13 protein-coding genes and 1 pseudogene are annotated in these 17780 nt (G+C 47.6%); 12 read left to right on the top strand and 2 right to left on the bottom strand.

Annotation, left to right across the window (positions count from 1 at the left end; translation table 11 throughout):
• Both argS and priA read right to left on the bottom strand, forming a co-directional pair.
• Positions 1 to 1746 carry an arginine--tRNA ligase gene (gene argS, locus SHEWPOL2_RS10865; RefSeq protein ID WP_037428196.1) on the bottom strand — a complete coding sequence of 582 codons (1746 nt, stop codon included), beginning with the start codon at positions 1744 to 1746 and terminating at the stop codon, positions 1 to 3.
• A 111-nt stretch (positions 1747 to 1857) separates the two neighbouring features.
• Positions 1858 to 4072: pseudogene (gene priA, locus SHEWPOL2_RS10860) on the bottom strand (primosomal protein N').
• 104 nt (positions 4073 to 4176) lie between these two features.
• Here priA and SHEWPOL2_RS10855 point away from each other — a divergent pair.
• The 12 genes from SHEWPOL2_RS10855 (at position 4177) to SHEWPOL2_RS10800 (ending at position 17779) form a co-directional block, all read left to right on the top strand.
• On the top strand, positions 4177 to 5238 hold the full coding sequence (locus tag SHEWPOL2_RS10855; RefSeq protein WP_037428195.1) for a FimV/HubP family polar landmark protein: 1062 nt from the start codon (positions 4177 to 4179) through the stop codon (positions 5236 to 5238).
• A 179-nt stretch (positions 5239 to 5417) separates the two neighbouring features.
• Complete coding sequence (gene rpmE / locus SHEWPOL2_RS10850) at positions 5418 to 5630, top strand: 50S ribosomal protein L31 (protein WP_037422397.1); 213 nt, start codon at positions 5418 to 5420, stop codon at positions 5628 to 5630.
• Positions 5631 to 6143: 513 nt separating this feature from the next.
• Positions 6144 to 7388, top strand: a complete 1245-nt coding sequence (locus tag SHEWPOL2_RS10845) for a malic enzyme-like NAD(P)-binding protein (RefSeq protein ID WP_037422400.1) — start codon at positions 6144 to 6146, stop codon at positions 7386 to 7388.
• Positions 7389 to 7603: 215 nt separating this feature from the next.
• Positions 7604 to 9514 carry an RNase E specificity factor CsrD gene (gene csrD, locus SHEWPOL2_RS10840; protein WP_037428194.1) on the top strand — a complete coding sequence of 637 codons (1911 nt, stop codon included), beginning with the start codon at positions 7604 to 7606 and terminating at the stop codon, positions 9512 to 9514.
• 238 nt (positions 9515 to 9752) lie between these two features.
• Positions 9753 to 10631: a hypothetical protein gene (locus tag SHEWPOL2_RS10835; protein ID WP_037428193.1), complete on the top strand. Its 879-nt coding sequence runs from the start codon at positions 9753 to 9755 to the stop codon at positions 10629 to 10631.
• The gene (locus tag SHEWPOL2_RS10830; protein ID WP_037422409.1) at positions 10628 to 11230 is read left to right on the top strand and encodes a PilN domain-containing protein; all 603 of its coding nucleotides are present in this window, start codon (positions 10628 to 10630) and stop codon (positions 11228 to 11230) included. Before SHEWPOL2_RS10835 ends, SHEWPOL2_RS10830 begins: the two co-directional genes overlap by 4 nt.
• Positions 11227 to 11877: a hypothetical protein gene (locus SHEWPOL2_RS10825; protein ID WP_037428192.1), complete on the top strand. Its 651-nt coding sequence runs from the start codon at positions 11227 to 11229 to the stop codon at positions 11875 to 11877. Before SHEWPOL2_RS10830 ends, SHEWPOL2_RS10825 begins: the two co-directional genes overlap by 4 nt.
• The gene (locus SHEWPOL2_RS10820) at positions 11864 to 12181 is read left to right on the top strand and encodes an MSHA biogenesis protein MshK (protein WP_037428190.1); all 318 of its coding nucleotides are present in this window, start codon (positions 11864 to 11866) and stop codon (positions 12179 to 12181) included. The genes SHEWPOL2_RS10825 and SHEWPOL2_RS10820 overlap by 14 nt, the downstream gene beginning before the upstream one ends.
• A gap of 14 nt (positions 12182 to 12195) precedes the next feature.
• On the top strand, positions 12196 to 13875 hold the full coding sequence (gene mshL, locus SHEWPOL2_RS10815) for a pilus (MSHA type) biogenesis protein MshL (protein ID WP_037428189.1): 1680 nt from the start codon (positions 12196 to 12198) through the stop codon (positions 13873 to 13875).
• Between the two features lie 6 nt (positions 13876 to 13881).
• Positions 13882 to 14811, top strand: coding sequence for an AAA family ATPase (locus SHEWPOL2_RS10810; RefSeq protein WP_037428187.1), 930 nt, complete (start codon positions 13882 to 13884; stop codon positions 14809 to 14811).
• Positions 14808 to 16022, top strand: a complete 1215-nt coding sequence (locus SHEWPOL2_RS10805) for a tetratricopeptide repeat protein (RefSeq protein ID WP_037428185.1) — start codon at positions 14808 to 14810, stop codon at positions 16020 to 16022. Before SHEWPOL2_RS10810 ends, SHEWPOL2_RS10805 begins: the two co-directional genes overlap by 4 nt.
• Entirely contained in the window at positions 16019 to 17779 is a 1761-nt protein-coding gene (locus SHEWPOL2_RS10800; RefSeq protein WP_037428183.1) for a GspE/PulE family protein, read from the top strand. The genes SHEWPOL2_RS10805 and SHEWPOL2_RS10800 overlap by 4 nt, the downstream gene beginning before the upstream one ends.
• Position 17780: the final 1 nt, after the last annotated feature.

The raw sequence follows: 17780 nt of genomic DNA, 5'->3' as shown, positions 1-17780 counted from the left end.
TTACATCCGTTCTAGGGTTTCGATACCTAGTAGATTTAGGCCTTTTTGCAGAGTGCTCGCCGTCAGTTGTGACAGCAGTAAACGACTGTGTTTTTGCTCGTCGTTATCGGCTGCAAGCACTGGGCAGGCCTCATAGAAACTAGAGAAAGCCCCTGCTAATTCATAGAGGTAACCGCAGAGCACATGTGGTTGGCCTTTGTCGATAACACGGCTTAGGATTTCACCAAACTGCGCCAGTTTGTTGCCTAGATCTTTCTCTTTTTCGTGGTCGAGTACGATTTTGGCTTGGCTTAAGTCAACATCGGTTGCACGCTTGAAAATGCCAGCGACACGGGTGTAAGCGTATAACAGGTAAGGCGCGGTATTGCCTTCAAAGCTCAGCATTTGCTCGAAGCTGAAGATGTAATCGCTGGTACGGTTTTTCGACAGATCAGCATACTTCACCGCGCTGATCCCAACTACGCGGGCAATCTCTGCAAGTGTCGCTTCATCCATATCTGGATTCTTACTGCGAACTAATTCCAGCGCGCGGTTGTTGGCTTCGTCGAGCAGATCAACTAATTTCACCACGCCACCAGTACGGGTCTTGAACGGACGACCATCTTCGCCATTCATAGTACCAAAGCCTAAGTGCTCGAGTGACATATCCTCGCGGACAAACTTGGCCAGTTTGGCAAGGCTAAACACTTGCTGGAAGTGCAGTGCTTGGCGTAAATCAACAAAGTACAGCACGCGGTCGGCTTTGAGTACACTTGAGCGGTAACGCATCGCGGCTAAGTCGGTTGTGGCGTACAGGTAACCACCATCGGCTTTTTGAATGATAACCGGCAGTGGTTCGCCTTCTTTTGTGCGGAAGGCCTCTTGGAAGACCACTTTGGCGCCGTTACTTTCAGTCAATAAACCTTGGGCATCTAAATCTTTAACAACTTGCTCTAAATCGGCGTTGTAGGCGCTTTCACCGTGCACGTCGGCGCGGGTTAAACTCACCCCTAAACGCTCGTATACTTCGTGGCAATGGCTTAGCGAAATATCGTTAAATTCGCGCCACAGTTTGTTGCAGTACTCATCACCGGATTGCAGTGCAACCACAAGCTGACGGGCGCGGGTTGCGAACTCAGCCGATTCGTCGAAACGCAGTTTGGCGGCGCGGTAGAAGGTTTCGAGATCCGATAACTCTAATTGGGCTTGTTCGCCATTGGCCGCACGTAATTCTTCCATGTAAGCCAGCAACATACCAAATTGGGTGCCCCAGTCGCCCACGTGGTTTTGACGGATCACTTTGTGGCCTAAAAACTCGAGGGTGCGCACCACGCTATCGCCGATGATGGTTGAACGCAGGTGACCTACGTGCATCTCTTTGGCGAGGTTGGGTGATGAATAATCCACAACGATAGTTTGTGGTGCGGGTAATTTGATCCCTAAATGCGCATCGCCAATCGCGGCTTGTAATTGGTTAGCCAGTGCGCTGTCATCGATGAAGAAGTTGATAAAACCAGGACCTGCGATTTCAACTTTTGCCACATAGGCGGAGGCGGGAAGGTTGTCGATGATCAGCTGTGCTAATTCACGCGGATTTTTACCCGTTGCCTTGGTTAGCATCATGGCTACGTTGGTTGCCAAGTCGCCATGGCTCTTATCCTTGGTTCGATCTACTTGAATTCGAGCCTCAAAATCCGCAGGTAAAATACCTTGTTGTTTAAAGGATTCGATAGTTTGTTCAAGTAATGATTGGATATGTGATTTCATGGGTTAATTAGCTACTAACTTTAAGAGTGAATACAGGGAATAACCGCGTATTTTAGCCGTTTGTGGTGACTAATTGCTATCTTCCCGATGATTTTTTATCAAATTATTGAATCACAACAGATCCTGTGGATCCCTATCTAGGCTCCAGCGGCAGCGTTTGGCTTCCGGCAGTTGTTCCACAAGCGGATAAATACGCTCGAACTCCTGCTGTAATCTATGTCTATGTTTGGCTTGAAACATCAACTGGCGGCGGAACTTACCGGCCTTTCGATCGAGTGGCGCGGGCATTGGGCCGATAATCTCAAACTCTTTATCTTGGGGCAGCAAGGATGCAAACGCATTAAGAAAGTTATCGGCATCCACGGCGGAGTGAGCCTCGGCGCGCACCAGTACCATATGCCAAGCGGGTGGCAAGAGCGCCATTTGCCGTTCTTTTAATTGGCTGCGAGCAAACTCACCATAACCGCGGTGGAGTAAATCCCTAAGGATCGGGTTATCACTCTGGTGAGTTTGCAGAAGCACTGTACCGGGTTTATTAGCCCGCCCCGCGCGGCCAGCCACTTGGGTATAGAGTTGGCCGAAGCGCTCTGGCGCCCTAAAGTCGGCGCTAAATAGCGCACCATCGACATCGAGTAAGCCCACTAAGGTGACATCAGGGAAATGGTGCCCTTTGGCCAGCATTTGGGTGCCGACGAGGATCTTATACTCGCCCTTATGAATCGCACTTAAATGGTTTTCAAGTGAACCTTTAAGGCGGGTGGTATCGCGATCGATTCGCACCACGGGATATTTAGGAAACTCCAATTGCAGTGCTTCAGCGAGCTGTTCGGTGCCGATACCTTGGCCCATCAACATGGTACTGCCACAATTGTGACATTGCCTTGGGATGGCATATTGATTACCACAGTGGTGGCAGCGAATTTCCCCAAGGGATTGATGTACGGTAAAAAAACGCATCGCAGCGGTCGCATTCGTGTAAGTGGCCACATTCATGGCAGAGCAGTGCTGGTGCAAACCCGCGGCGGTTTAAAAATAGTAATACCTGATTTCCGGCCTCTAAATGGCTGCGGATCTCGTTGATAAGTGGTGCCGACATGCCCGCCTTAAGGGGCAGGTTTTTAATATCGATAATACCTTGGCGTACTTTTTTAGCATTGCCAGCCCGCTCACCGAGTTGCAGATGATGATAACGACCACTGAGCGCATTTTGCAGGCTTTCTAAGGAAGGCGTTGCTGAACCTAAAATCACCGGAATAGATTCTAAATGCCCACGCATTACCGCTAAGTCGCGGGCATGATAACCAACGCCTTCTTGCTGTTTAAAGCTGCTGTCGTGCTCTTCGTCGAGGATGATTACACCGGGAAATGCCATCGGCGTAAACAATGCGGAGCGAGTACCAATGATGATGGCCGCTTGGCCACAGCGAGCTTGCCGCCAGGCTTCGAGGCGCTGATTGTCGGTTAAACCTGAGTGTAGCACGGCAACATTCACTTTAAATCGGCGTTTAAAGCGATTGATGGTTTGCGGCGTGAGGCCAATTTCAGGCACTAGAATAAGTGCTTGTTTACCTTGCTTAAGGATATGTTCGAGCAAGGCTAAATAGACTTCTGTTTTACCCGAACCGGTAATGCCCTCGAGCAGAGTACAGTGATATCCTTGTTGCTGGGTTAATACCGTTACGGCAATTGCTTGCTCTTTATTTAGCCTGTGGGGCGTTTCATCAAGTTCGAGTTGGCTGCGCCAATCGAGATTGAGCTCGGCGAGTTTTTCGTGGCGGGCAATCCAGCCTTTATCTTCTAAGGTTTTGAGCGCGGTCTTGTTCAGCGCTAGGCTGATGACTTCTTCCTGGGTGAGACTGGTTTGTTTTAGCTGTTCGAGTAATTTTTTTTGAGCGGGCGCGCGCTTTAAGGTTTCTGGCGCAATATTACTGCCTAGCTCTGTGATGTGCCAGTACTGGATTTTTTGTGGCGCGGCATCTAGGCCCTTGCGCAGTGCTACAGGTAAGGCTTGAGTGAGCATTTGGCCTTGGCTGCAAAAGTAGTATCGGGCCGCCCATAGGGTTAATTTATAGAGCGATTCTGGCAATAAGGGCGCGTCATCAATAAACTCTATAACGAATTTCAGTTGCGTTGGCGCCAGATCGCAACTGTCAGTAATGGCGGTAACGAGACCAATAAGTTGTTGGCGTCCAAAGGGGACTTTGACCCGAACGCCAATTTGTGGCTTGGCTTGGGGGCTATCATCGCTTTGCTCGTTTGTCTTTACGCGATAAGTAAAGTTTTGCCGCATAGGCACAGGTAACGCAACTTCAACAAACAGTGACATATGCTGGGCGAGTCTAAAAGGGAAATGAGGTTTAGTGTACTCAGCGCGGCTAGCAAGGGCTAGTCCTAATGACAGTTTATCCAAGGATAGTTGAGAGTAAGTAAATGACTAAAATAGCGAAATCATTAGGACTCTTTGCCTTAGTATGCAGTGCTGCTGTGCAGGCACAGGTTTCCCATGTCAGCATCAACAATCGGATGTTTGAATTGGGCGCCTATCCCAAAATGCGCGTGAATGTGATCAGTGATAATCAGGATATGACGCGGCTTGAGTTTGTGTTGCATCAGTCCAGCGGTGAAGAAAAGCTGATGGCTGAGCAGCTTAATCGTTTTTTGATATTGCTGACGGGAGTTGAGGATGTCACTGATCCTAAGGCACGCTTGTTAGTTCGTGAATATCGAGTCGATCGCTGGTATGAAGTGAAAAATCTGCCGCTGTTTGATAATACTTCCTCTGCGACGTCTTCAGTATCGCAAGCAAAAACAGCGGTTGTTAAATCAAGCAAAGCAGCCAAAGCCGAAACTAGTCAGTTGGCGGCAAGCTCTGCTAAAAGTGACAAAACCACAGTTAAATCAACTAAGGTTGTGCAAGAGGTGAATTTAGTCACCGCTGAAGCAGATGTTGCGCCCGTTATTGTGGCGGCTGTGACGGCAAACGTTGCTGCGCCCCGCGCTTCTGGATTTACCTTCCCAGAGGATAAGCCTGACGCGAAAGCATCCTCAGCTTCGAGTTTGTCTACAGAACCTTCTATAGCTAAGCCATCGACCGAACCATCTGCTGCCCAAGTCTCATCTGCAAACGCAGATATGGTAAAAGCTGATAAGAATATAAATGGGATTGATGTGTCTGAAGCTAAGACAGCCGAAGTGACTAAGATTGCTAGCTCGACAAATGCCAATGCAACAAGCTCGGGTGAGTGTATGTTGGATTATCACAACGAGACCCTATGGCGGATTGCCAATCGCTATGCCCTTGAGTGGCAAGTCAGTGTATATGGTGCGATGTTGGCGATTCATGACGCTAATCCTAAAGCATTTGCTAAAAATCGTATCAATGCCTTAAAGAAAGATGCCATTTTAACTTGTCCATCGGTTGAGATACTCGCGCGTTATCCCAATGCTCAGGCCGCTAAGGCGAGTTTCGAAGATAGGGAAGCTGGCCAATAAAAGCAGAAACAAATGGGCAGTAAACAAGTGGATTATCGTTAAAATGCTCAGATAATCTACTTGTATCCGCTTAGGTGATACTGTAATATCCTGCGCCCTAACATATCCGTTATTAACTGCATGTGGTGTCCGACTTCGGGTTGGAAGAGCGACATGGCCTTACTTTTGAGGTAACCCCAATGAAACCAGGTATCCACCCAGAATATGCAGTAATCACTGCAAACTGTACTTGTGGCAACGTAATCAAAGTAAACTCTACTGCTGGTAAAGACCTGCATTTAGACGTTTGTGGTGCATGTCACCCATTCTACACAGGTACACAAAAAATTGTTGATACAGGCGGTCGTATCGACAAGTTCAACAAGCGTTTTGGTATGCTTGGCAAGAAATAATTGCGTTAGCAATATTTCTCTCGAAGGCGCCTCTGGCGCCTTTTTGCTTTTTGTCGTTAGCTGGCACGTAATCGCTACTTTTTAGCCTTTCTGGTACGACTTCAATTAAAAAAACACCACTATCACTTTCTTCCTGTTGAAATTGCGCAAAATCGACTTATTTATAGTAATTAACGATAAGATAATGCTAGTTAGTGTCTTTAGTGTAATTTAGTCAACATTTTTTAGGTTTGACTACAGTTTTACCCTTGTTTTATTGCATATTTTCGTTTGTTTTCTACAAAATTAAACAGGTAATCATTCGTTATCGACTAAGATAAGTTTGTAAAACTTAGCTTAGGGCGACAATTCAGCCGTAAAGGCGAAATTTCTCAAGATCTTATTTAAAATGTGACCTAATTGGCGTATCTTACCCCGACCTGCCACACTGTTTAAATCACCCATAAATGAGGTGATCTTGAGTCGGTCGGCCTTACTTCCATACTTATAAATGTCGCATTTCAGGATGTTAAAATGTCAGATATTCGTCAACAAGCACTCGATTATCATGAATTCCCCGTTCCCGGTAAAACTGCAGTATGCCTCACTAAACCTGCTGAAACGAGCCATGACCTCGCGCTAGCCTATAGCCCTGGTGTGGCTGAACCAGTACGTGAAATTGCCGCTAATCCTGAAAATGCCTATCGTTATACCAACAAAGGTAACACTGTTGCCGTTATTTCTAACGGTACGGCGATTCTGGGCCTGGGCAACTTAGGTCCATTAGCTTCAAAGCCAGTTATGGAAGGTAAGGCACTATTATTCAAACACTTTGCTAATATCGACTCGACCGATATTGAAGTAACGCATAACACTGCTGAAGAGTTTATTAATACAGTTGCGGCCATTGCTGGCACCTTTGGTGGGATTAACCTTGAAGATATTAAAGCGCCGGAGTGCTTTGTTATCGAGCGTGAATTGATTGAGCGTTGTAATGTGCCAGTGTTTCACGATGACCAGCATGGCACAGCCATTGTTACCGCAGCTGGCATGATTAACGCTTTAGAGATTCAAGGTAAACTGATTAGCGATGCCACTTTTGTGTGTATGGGTGCTGGTGCGGCTGCCATTGCCTGTATGACCATGTTAGTGAAGTGTGGTGCTAACCGCGCCAACATTTACATGCTTGACACCAAAGGCGTGATCCATGCGGGTCGTACTGATCTGAATGAATACAAAGCCTTGTTTGCGAATGAGACTGACAAGCGTACCTTGCAAGATGTGATTAAAGGCGCTGACGTTTTCTTAGGGCTATCCGGCCCAAATGTGATTGGTGCTGAAGAAGTGGCCATGATGGCGGATAAGCCAGTGATTTTTGCCTGCTCAAACCCAGACCCTGAAATAAAACCTGAACTTGCCCACGCGACGCGCAGCGATTTAATTATGGGCACTGGTCGCAGCGATTATCCAAACCAAGTGAACAACGTACTGTGTTTTCCGTTTATTTTCCGCGGCGCATTAGATGTGCGTGCATCGTGCATTAACGATGAGATGAAGATTGCGGCTGTGCATGCCATTGCCGGATTAGCGAAAGAAGAAGTCCCAGCAAGTGTACTTAAGGCTTATCCAAAGGTAAGTTCATTAAGTTTTGGTCCTGAATATGTGTTACCAAAACCGATGGATCCACGTTTATTGCCGCGCGTGGCCCGCGCCGTGGCGCAAGCGGCCATTGATTCGGGTGTTGCTGCAATAACGACTTTGCCCCAATATGCGGATTAAGCGACAAGAGAATTAATAGAAGAAGAGGCTAATTAGCCTCTTTTTTGTTTTAACGTTGGCTGAAATCTCTGCTATTGGCGCGATTTTCAATGTCTTTGAAAATAAATCCTAGGTTGCCTTTTAGCTTATGCTACTGAATAATCTTGAGTAGCATTTGTTTAACTCATGTTAAGAGTGCACCAATAATTATAATAATCCTGCAGGATAGCGGCTCGATGAAATTCACTCGAATGTTAACAACAAAACTAACCAGCTTCTGGTTAATGTCTTTAGCCGCTATTGCCTTCGTCTTTTTACTCAGCGCAATGATGAGTTTTGTACAATTAACCTATAAGTTTCAGCAGCAGAAAGTGTCTGAACTTGAATCCCTTCTAATAGAGCATTATCACTCCCAGCCCGATTGGGAGTTGGAGTCTTGGCTGCCTCCCATGTTGCTGGCGTATAACGCCGTTGAATTTCGTTTAACCATAAAGAGCGAAGTGCTTTTCGCCTATCACGGCAATGTGCAGACGCAAAATGCCATGGTGTATACCCATTTGCTCGATCCTCAGTCGGGTCTCACTATGGCACTGAGCTTGCCACAACCTTTCGAACATTACAGTGTGAGTTGGTATGAGTTGCTTATCTTGGGCATTGGCTTACTAGCTGTGATTGCTTTGGTACGTTTTGGGCATATATGGTTTTCGCAACAGTTGGATGGTATTGAAGAGCTTGCTCAGCGCAGTCGATTAATTTTACAAGGTAAACACGAACAAGCGCTGGCAACCCCTGGTAATGGTAAGCCAAGACTAATCAATAGAGCCTTAACCAAACTGCTTGAGGAATTGCAGGATGCCCATAAGGAACGAGGTCGTTTCGATAAGTTTATTCGCTCCAATACCTTTTTAGATGCGCAAACCCGTATTGGTAATCGGCTGTTTTTAAATAACCGCCTCGATGCCATGAGCCATGACCAAGGTATGGTCGCTCATGGGGTGATTTATCTGTTAGAAATGGATGATCTCGATTTGATACAGCAGGCAAAGGGTGAAGCTGCTGTTAAAGAGTTACTCCATGCGACCGTCAATAGTATTAACTCTATCTTGCAAACCTTGCCGAACAGTATTTTTGCGCGGCGTAACCATAATCAATTTGCGATAGTTGTGCCCCACGTCTCTTTGATTGAGGCAGATCAGCTCGCCAGTAAGTTACTTAAAGTCTGCTTGAGTCAAACCTTGCCCGATGATGTGGACAATAGAGATAACTTTTACCACTTGGGCTGTGCTTATTTTACCGCTGGGGATAATGTTAATCAGCTGCTTGATGAGGCCGATATGGCGTTACGTGCTGCTCAATTACAAGGTAATAGTAATTGGTTTATGTACGATAAGGGCGCGATTGATGAGGAGTTTGCCAAAGGCTCGGTGCGTTGGCGCAGCTTCTTAGAGAATGCCTTAGTTCAGCGGCGTTTTTATCCCTTTAGTCAGCCCATTATGGATTTAGATGGGAGAGAGCACCATAAAGAGATCTTTACCCGGGCGCGGGATAATCAAGGGACATTAGTGCGGGCGACGTTGTTTATCCCCATGGCAAACAAATGTGGTTTGATGCCACAAATTGAACGGCAGATGATTGAGCGTGTATTGGGGTTGCTCGGCCAAGAGCAGCATAAAGATCAAATCTATAGTGTGAATCTTAGCTTAGATAGTTTGATGAGCCGGGCCTTTACCCAGTGGCTTAAAACGACCTTACTTGAGCATCGCCATCTGACACCTCAACTGATTTTTGAGGTGTCAGAGGATATAGTGATCCAGCATCAAGACAAGCTTCAGCCTAAACTCGATATGATCCGTAAGATGGGAGCTCGTCTGTGTGTCGACCATGTTGGACAACAGGTTGTTGGCACTTACTATATCCGAGAGTGCCATTTCGACATGATTAAACTGCACCGTTCTATCGTACGTCATATTCATTTACGCCCTGAAAATCAATTGTTTATTCGTAGTTTAATCGGTGGTTTGTACCGTACTGAAGTGCAAGTGTGTGCGGAGGGGGTTGAAGTGTTTGAAGAATGGCAAACTTTGCAAATTCTCGGGGTGGGGATGGCCCAGGGCATGTATTTTAGCGATCCAGCAGAGGTGTTATAAGTCGTATTGTTTTCCCCGAGTGATGTGATCCTCGTGGAAGAATAGGGCTGGGTTGTTGAATTTCTCTATAAAATTCACAGATTAGCGGATAAACTAGCCTGTGCCAAAATTATGACGCTGGATATGACGAATTTCGCATTCTAAATGCTGTGAGCTTATCTCCGTCTGGTGGTGTAGAAATAGCGCAATTCGCTGGCTTATCACTCAAGCTTAACTTTATCGGAAGACAGGCATTTTTATGGATAAAGGACTTTTTGCTCGGTTGGCCTTTTGGCGAGCCAAACAGACGGGTGTTGCACTGGGGGTGTATGTCTGTGCTGATAAGCTGTGGGTCTATGCACCTGCCACCGAACGTCTGCATGAGCAGTGGGTTTCTTTTGAATTACAACAAGATCAATGGCAAAGTGTCTTTGCTGAACTTGCCAGCACTTTCCCCCATGCCGCTTTACAGATCACTCTTAGTAGTGGTCGCTATCAATTGCTCGTCGCCGATAAACCGAATGTCGATAGTGAAGAATTATCTCAAGCTTTGATTTGGTCTATCAAAGATATGGTCAATATTCCTGTGCCGCAAATTCACTTGGATTATTTTGAGTCCCCTTTGCCAAGCAATAAACTCAATGTTGTCGTGGTTGATAAAGATAAGTTGATCAATATGGTTCAAGCCATCAGTGAGCAAGGTTTGACTGTTTTAGGGATTAGCATCGAAGAACTCGCGATGACCAACCTGTTTATCGATGATAATCAGGCAAGATTGGTCGTTAGCCATCATTCTGGGCAGGAGTTGTTACTGACGGTGGTAAAACAGGGGCTGTTATATATGCAGCGCCGTGTACGCGGTTTTAGCCAATTAGATAAGGCTGAAGTGGATGAACTAAACTATGGATTGGCAGATAACTTAAGCCTAGAAATTCAAAGATCTATGGATTATTTTGAGAGTCAACTGCGCCAGCCTCCTGTTAACTCCATTGAGTTATTTGCCGACGGTGCGGTCGATGCCTTAGCGAAGTTGGTGTCGGCCAACTTTAATCAAGCCGTTAATGTGGTTAATAAGACCTCCGTTGGCGCGAAAATGGCGGGATTGGCCTTTAGTGAGCTTTCACGAGGTGACGAGTGATAAAATCGAGAGTCAACCTATATTCTGCCGCCCTATTGCCGCCAAAGCAGAGCTTAACCTTCGCTAAATTAATCAGTTATACCGTAGGCTTGTTAGTTGTCTGCGGTGCAGTTGCCGGTTTTAGCTATTGGACATTAAATGAGTCTGTGCAGGCGCTAAGCCAAGCGTCAGCGCAAAAACAGCAATTTGACCAGCAAAAGGCGGAGTTTGAAGCACAAATCGCCGCCCGTAAACCCGATCCTGAGTTAGTCGCGCGCGTCGAGTTAGAGTCACAGCAGCTCGAGCTAAAGCAATTATTAATGAATGAGCTGGCACTGCGTTCCTCCCTCACCAGCCGAGGTTTTGCACCTGTATTGAAGGATTTGGCTATGGTGGCCGATGCGAGTGTTTGGCTTAACCATATTGTGATTAACGAGCAGCACTTTATGTTTGAAGGATTTGCTGATCATCCACAGAGTATCCCGCTTTGGGTGAGTAAGCTAAAAGCGACCCAGACCTTAAAAGGGCAGGCTTTTTCGTCTATGACCATGGATCGCGGTGAGGATAAACCGCTGGCTTTCACGCTGACGAGTGAGACTCCAGAGGAGCAGGCGCGATGAAAGCCCAATTTGAACAATTAGCGCAAAAGTTTGATGCTCTCAGCCAACGCGAGCGTGGGCTAATCGCCATTGCCCTGTTAGCACTGATCGCTATGTTGGCTTATATGCCTATTGAGTCGCTTTGGAAACAACAGTATTCGACGGCGCAGCAGTTAAAGGTCATAGAGCAAGAAAATCAGGTTTCGGTGCAACAGATTGATTTATACCAGCAGCGATTAGCGCTAGATCCCAATCAGGACTATCGCCAGCGTTTAACCTTGCTACAGCAACAAAACCAACAGCTTGATACTCAGCTTAACGAGCAGATGGTCGATATGGTGCCCGCCGATTATATGCCTGAACTATTGGGTAATCTGCTTGGGCAGGTTCAGGGAATTACCTTACAGAAGTTTACCTCTATCGCGCCCGTACCACTGCTTGCGGTGGGTGAAGAGAAAAAGTTGAATTTGTATAGCCATGGGATCCGCATGAGCTTAGAAGGTGATTATTTCTCGGTATTGCGTTTTGTTGAAGCAGTAGAAGCCATGCCCGACAAACTTTACTGGAAACGCCTCGACTATAAAGTGGCTGATTACCCCAAAGGGAAAATCGATATCGAGCTTTATACTTTGAGTATTAATAAGGACTTTATCAGTGTTGCTCAATAAGCCTTATATTTTCATCGCATTACTGGTGATTTCGGCACAAGTGTCGGCTGAAAACTTACGGGACCCTACTTTGCCCGGTAAAGGCTATTCGGCTGTAGGCGCTGCGAGTCAAAATCAGCATCAAGCCTTAGTGCTCAACAGTATTGTCAGCTCAGGCAACACGGCTTACGCCGTGATTAATAATAAAATTGTGTCCATAGGTGATAGCATCCAAGGGGTCAAAGTCGTGCGTATTACCCCCTCGTCAGTATCACTTTCTGATGGACGGAAATTAGCATTATTTCAAGCAATAACAGAGAGATAGGGAATAAGAATCAGATGACCGCCATTAAATACTTCACACCTCTACTCTCACTTTGCCTTATGGCTTGCCAAACCACAGATAGACCGCAGCCTATGGCATCAAAAGAGGCTCTTTCTGCGTCGATGCAGGCCGCGAAGCTGTCAACGCCACCTCCGCCAGCCGTTATGCCAGACGCGGTGCAGCGTGAACTAAATACTAATACCTTAATGGGCAGTTTAGCAGCGCCCATGGAAACCGAACGTCGTATCGATGTTTCTGCCCATGATGTCGATGCAAGGGTGTTTTTTCCGAGCCTCGTTCAGGGCACCCCCTTTAGTGTGGCGGTGCATCCCGATGTGCAGGGCACGATTTCATTGTCGCTAAAAGGTGTGACATTGAGCGAAGCCATTCAAGTGGTTGAAGATATTTATGGCTATGAAGTCAGCCGTGAAGGACGTATTTTGCGAGTATTCCCAGCGGGGATGCGTACTGAGACTTTTCCGGTCAATTACTTATACATGGTACGCGATGGCCTGTCGTTAACCTCGGTGAGTTCGGGTCGAATTTCCGATAACAGCAACTCGAATAACAATAACGGCAATAATAACTCGAATAACGGTAACGTTAGTGGCAATAACAATTCGAGCAACGGTAATAATGCCAACAATAACAGCAGCGATAGCAGCAATGGCACCTTTATCCGTTCGCACACTAAGACCGATTTTTGGGGCGAGTTAAAAGAAACCTTAACCGCCATTGTGGGTGACACGGGCGGCGGTCGCCAAGTGGTCGTCACTCCACAGGCGGGATTAGTGACGATTCGTGCCTATCCGAATGAATTACGTCAAGTGCGTGCTTTTTTAAGTTCGGCAGAGACACATTTACAACGCCAAGTGATCCTTGAGGCAAAGATCCTCGAGGTGACTCTGTCTGATGGTTATCAGCAGGGGATTCAATGGCAAGCGCTTGGCTCAGCGTTAGCAGGGGGAAATACTCAGGTAGAAGTAGGTACGTCTGCAGGTCCAGGTTTGAGTGATCAAATTAGCTCAACACTGGGTGGCGTAACGACTATTAGTTTCAAGGGGGCGGATTTTGCGGGAATGATTAACCTGCTCGATACCCAAGGTGATGTGGATGTATTATCCAGCCCAAGGGTGACGGCATCGAATAACCAAAAAGCGGTAATTAAAGTCGGTACCGATGAGTATTTTGTTACCGATGTTTCATCAACTACTGTGGCTGGCACTACGCCTATTACGACACCTCAAGTTCAATTAACTCCCTTTTTCTCGGGGATTGCGCTGGATGTAACTCCGCAAATCGATAAAGACGGCAACGTATTACTGCATGTTCATCCATCGGTGATCGATGTCAAAGAGCAGGAAAAAGGCATTGTAATCAATGACCAACCTTTAAAGTTACCCTTGGCGCAAAGTGAAATTCGCGAATCAGATACTGTGATCCGCGCGGCCTCTGGCGATGTTGTCGTCATTGGTGGTTTGATGAAGAGTGAAAACTCAGAAGTGGTATCGCAAGTACCTTTGCTTGGGGATATTCCTTGGGTGGGTGAACTGTTTAAAAACCGCAGTAAGCAGAAGAAGAAAACCGAGCTGATTATTATGTTAAAGCCGACCGTGGTGGGCGGGGATACGTGGAAAAACGAGTTAGAGCGTTCTAAGACCTTACTCGACCGTTGGTATCCAGAAAATAAGTAAGCTTTCATGTATTTGAAGCACTTTGGACTCAGCCAAACGCCATTTTCGTTAACCCCTAATACCGGATTTTTTTTCGGGTTATCCCCGCACGTAGAGGCGCTGCAAGTATTGCAGACCGCCCTACAAACCGGGGAGGGTTTTATCAAAGTCACAGGCGAAGTGGGCACGGGCAAAACCTTAATCTGCCGTAAGTTGATTAATGAGCTGCCGCAGGGCTTTCATTGTGCGTATCTACCCAATCCTTATCTCACCCCCGCCGAGCTGCGCTGGGCGGTGGCCAATGAACTTGGATTAAAATACACCAGCGAAATCGATCAGCAGCAACTCACTGGACTTATTCAGCAACAATTACTCGCCCTGAGCGCCCATGGTCACGCCATCGTATTAGTGCTGGACGAAGCGCAGGCCTTGCCCGATGAGAGCCTCGAAGCGTTGCGGCTGTTTACCAATCTTGAAACCGAAAGCCGTAAGCTGTTGCAAGTGGTGCTCTTTGGTCAGCCCGAGTTGGATGAGCGATTAAAGCGCCAAGCCTTTAGACAACTGCGGCAGCGCATCACCTTTAGCTACAGTCTGCGGCCGTTAACTTGGGATGAAACCGATGCCTACATTCGTTACCGCTTAGCGGTGGCAGGCTATGCGGGGCAAGCATTATTTAGCCCTAAACTGACGCGTAAAATCGCCGAGGCATCACGAGGCATTCCGAGATTGATCAATATTTTAGCCCATAAAGCCCTGATGCTCAGTTTTGGCGAAGGGGCAACTCAGGTGCGCATCGCCCACATTAAGGGCGCGATACAGGATACCGAAGATGCCAGTCGCGGTTCGCAAAACTGGCCGACCTATATGGCGATCGCGCTGATAGTATGTGCAGCGGCGATTGGGGCATTGCTGGCATCTGGCGTTAACCTGCTACAGTTGTGGGGAGGCTCCGCATGAGTGTGATCAACAAGATGCTGCAGGATCTCGATAAACGCCAGCAGGGGCATTCTCTCAGCAATGTGGCTGTGCATCAGGCCCAGTTTCTGGGGCGCCCCAATCCATCTCGTAAATGGTTAGTCATCAGCTTAGTGTCACTGTTTGTAGGTGGTGTGTCGGTTTATGCCTTTCAGGCAATGTACGACTCAAGGAATGCCACTGATAACAGTGTTAACACTGTGATGAGTGCCCAAACTCAGTCGGATAACACAAACCCACAGACAGATACTCCAGCAAAGAATATGTCTGCGTCAGTAGAATCTGCCCCAAGTGTGGCTCAATCTTCCCGTGTAAACGCGGCGCCCGTTGAGCCAACGAGTGAACCGACAACCGAATCAGTTGCGGTAAACACCTCAACCGATACGGCTAACAAAGTGGCATTAACCCAAGAGTCGGTGCAGGCACAAACTGAGCCACAACAGGTTGCGGTTAAAGCAAATCAAGCGGAAGTTAACGTAAATCAGAGTGAAGTAAAAATAACCCAAACAGAGGCCAAGACGAGTGAGCCAGTCGAGTCTGCTTCGACTCAAGCTTCGAGCCAAGCTGCGGCTCAGCCAACAGGGCAAATGGCGGTGACGGAAGTAAAGCTTTCTCCAAGCCAGTTAGCACAAAAACAACTGGTATTGGCGAGCGATGCCGAAAAGCAAGGTCAGTTGGTTAAGGCGATGGATTACTACGCTAAAGCGCTCAAGCTTGACCCGAGCTTACACGAGTCGCGCAAACAACTGGCAGCGTTGCACTATGGTCAAGGTGAGCAGCCCCAAGCGGCCGAAGTGTTAGCGCAGGGACGATTACTTTATCCGCAAGAGTTTGAATTTGCTTTGCTATTGGCAAGGGTGCAACATGCGATGGGTGATACTGACGCAGCACTTGCCAGCCTTGCGCAAATCCCCGATAGTCATCCTTTAGCTCGGCAAAAGTGGTTAGCGCAGACGGATTTAGCCCAAAAACAGGGGCAATATCCGTTAGTTGAACAGGCTTACCGCAAGTTATTGCAGCAGGAGCCGCAGCAGGGGAAATGGTGGATGGGATTAGCCTATGCTCTTGACTCTCAAAAGCAATTTACCCAAGCCAGTCAAGCCTATCGTACAGCATTAAGCTATTCCGGTTTATCAACTCAGGCCACGGCTTTTATTGAACAACGTTTACAACAACTAGGAGATAGCCAATGAAACCCAGATTAAAGATGCGTTTGGGCGATCTGTTAGTTCAAGAATCCATTATTACCGAAGAGCAGTTGCAGCAAGCCTTGGGCGAGCAGCGTAAGACGGGCCATAAACTTGGCCGAACCCTCATTGAGCTGCGCTCTATTACCGAAACTCAACTGCTGCAATTTTTGTCGCAGCAGTTAAATCTACCGCTGCTGGATATCAGCAAACGCCCCATCCCCGCCGAGGTGGTGAGCCTTATCCCCGAGGTGCAAGCAAGGCGTTTTCGTGCCCTTGCGGTTGAAGATCGGGGTGATACTGTATTAGTGGCCATGAGCGATCCGGCGGATTTGCAGGCGCTCGACCATTTAGAAAGCTTAATTGCGCCGAAAAAACTCAGTGTCGCAGTCGCACCCGAGCAGCAATTACTGCAAGCCTTCGATAACCTGTATCGCCGCACCGACCAAATCGCGCAAATCGCTGGTAAGCTTGAAGAGGAATATGCCGCCGATCAAATGTTTGATCTGGCCAGCTTAACCTCGGGCGATAGCGATAATGAAACCACAGTGGTTAAGCTGCTGCAGTCGATTTTTGAAGATGCGGTGCAAATGCGCGCTTCGGATATTCATATTGAGCCCGGCGAAAAAGCCCTGCGGATCCGCCAACGTATCGATGGCCAGTTACACGAAACCATTCTAAATGAAGTCAATATCGCAGCGGCCTTAGTACTGCGGCTTAAGCTTATGGCTGGGCTGGATATTTCTGAAAAACGTCTGCCGCAGGATGGGCGTTTCCATATGGAAATTAAGGGCCACAAGATTGACGTGCGGATGTCGACCATGCCGATTTACCACGGCGAATCTGTGGTGATGCGTCTACTCGACCAATCCGCAGGCTTGTTGACCTTAAATGAGACGGGGATGCCGCCACATATTTTGGCGCGTATTCGTAAACAGATTAAACGTCCCCACGGCATGTTGCTGGTGACAGGGCCTACGGGTAGCGGTAAAACCACCACCTTGTATGGCATCTTAAGTGAGCTCAATACTGCGGATCGTAAAATTATCACGGTAGAAGATCCGGTCGAATACCAATTGCCGAGGATCAACCAGGTTCAAGTTAACCATAAGATTGGACTCGATTTTTCGAACGTGCTGCGCACTACTTTGCGTCAAGACCCGGACATTATCATGGTCGGTGAGATGCGTGACCAAGAAACGGTGGAGATTGGTCTAAGGGGCGCACTTACGGGTCACTTTGTGTTATCCACATTGCACACTAACGATGCGGTAACCAGCGCGCTGCGTTTACTCGATATGGGCGCCGCCAGTTACTTAGTGGCGAGTGCGTTAAGGGTGATTATTGCCCAGCGTTTAGTGCGCCGCGTTTGCCATAACTGCGGGGTGGAATATCAGCCTACGGCGCAGGAAAAAGCCTGGCTGAATAGTGTGAGTCGTCAGGACTTTTCATCGGCCAAGTTCCGCATTGGCACGGGCTGCCAAAGCTGCAATGGCAGTGGTTATCGCGGCCGTATCGGTATTTTTGAGATCCTCGAGTTGGATGAAAAGATGATCGATGCGATGCGTACCGGTAATCCACAGGATTTTGCCCGTGCAGCCCTGCAAAGCCCAAATTTTACTCCGCTCGCCGAGTCAGCACTGCAATATTTGAGCGAGGGCATGACGACCATTGAAGAGGTGGCTAAGCTAGTTGAGGATGTGAGTGAGTCGCAGGTGCCACTCTCGCGGGATCTTATCAGTCAGCAAGGCGTTGAGGCGTAAT

It is taken from the genome of Shewanella sp. POL2, assembly GCF_000282755.1.
Classification (GTDB): domain Bacteria; phylum Pseudomonadota; class Gammaproteobacteria; order Enterobacterales; family Shewanellaceae; genus Shewanella; species Shewanella xiamenensis.
Note: the sequence above shows the minus strand (reverse complement) of the source record. Positions and strands in the feature narration are given on the sequence as shown.

Excerpts from the sequence above, each read along its gene's own strand:
- SHEWPOL2_RS10805 (WP_037428185.1), top strand. The coding sequence starts at position 14,808 with ATGAGTGTGATCAACAAGATGCTGCAGGATCTCGATAAACGCCAGCAG.
- SHEWPOL2_RS10810 (WP_037428187.1), top strand. The coding sequence starts at position 13,882 with ATGTATTTGAAGCACTTTGGACTCAGCCAAACGCCATTTTCGTTAACC.
- csrD (WP_037428194.1), top strand. The coding sequence starts at position 7,604 with ATGAAATTCACTCGAATGTTAACAACAAAACTAACCAGCTTCTGGTTA.
- rpmE (WP_037422397.1), top strand. The coding sequence starts at position 5,418 with ATGAAACCAGGTATCCACCCAGAATATGCAGTAATCACTGCAAACTGT.
- SHEWPOL2_RS10845 (WP_037422400.1), top strand. The coding sequence starts at position 6,144 with ATGTCAGATATTCGTCAACAAGCACTCGATTATCATGAATTCCCCGTT.
- SHEWPOL2_RS10825 (WP_037428192.1), top strand. The coding sequence starts at position 11,227 with ATGAAAGCCCAATTTGAACAATTAGCGCAAAAGTTTGATGCTCTCAGC.
- SHEWPOL2_RS10855 (WP_037428195.1), top strand. The coding sequence starts at position 4,177 with ATGACTAAAATAGCGAAATCATTAGGACTCTTTGCCTTAGTATGCAGT.
- SHEWPOL2_RS10835 (WP_037428193.1), top strand. The coding sequence starts at position 9,753 with ATGGATAAAGGACTTTTTGCTCGGTTGGCCTTTTGGCGAGCCAAACAG.
- argS (WP_037428196.1), bottom strand. The coding sequence starts at position 1,746 with ATGAAATCACATATCCAATCATTACTTGAACAAACTATCGAATCCTTT.
- SHEWPOL2_RS10800 (WP_037428183.1), top strand. The coding sequence starts at position 16,019 with ATGAAACCCAGATTAAAGATGCGTTTGGGCGATCTGTTAGTTCAAGAA.
- mshL (WP_037428189.1), top strand. The coding sequence starts at position 12,196 with ATGACCGCCATTAAATACTTCACACCTCTACTCTCACTTTGCCTTATG.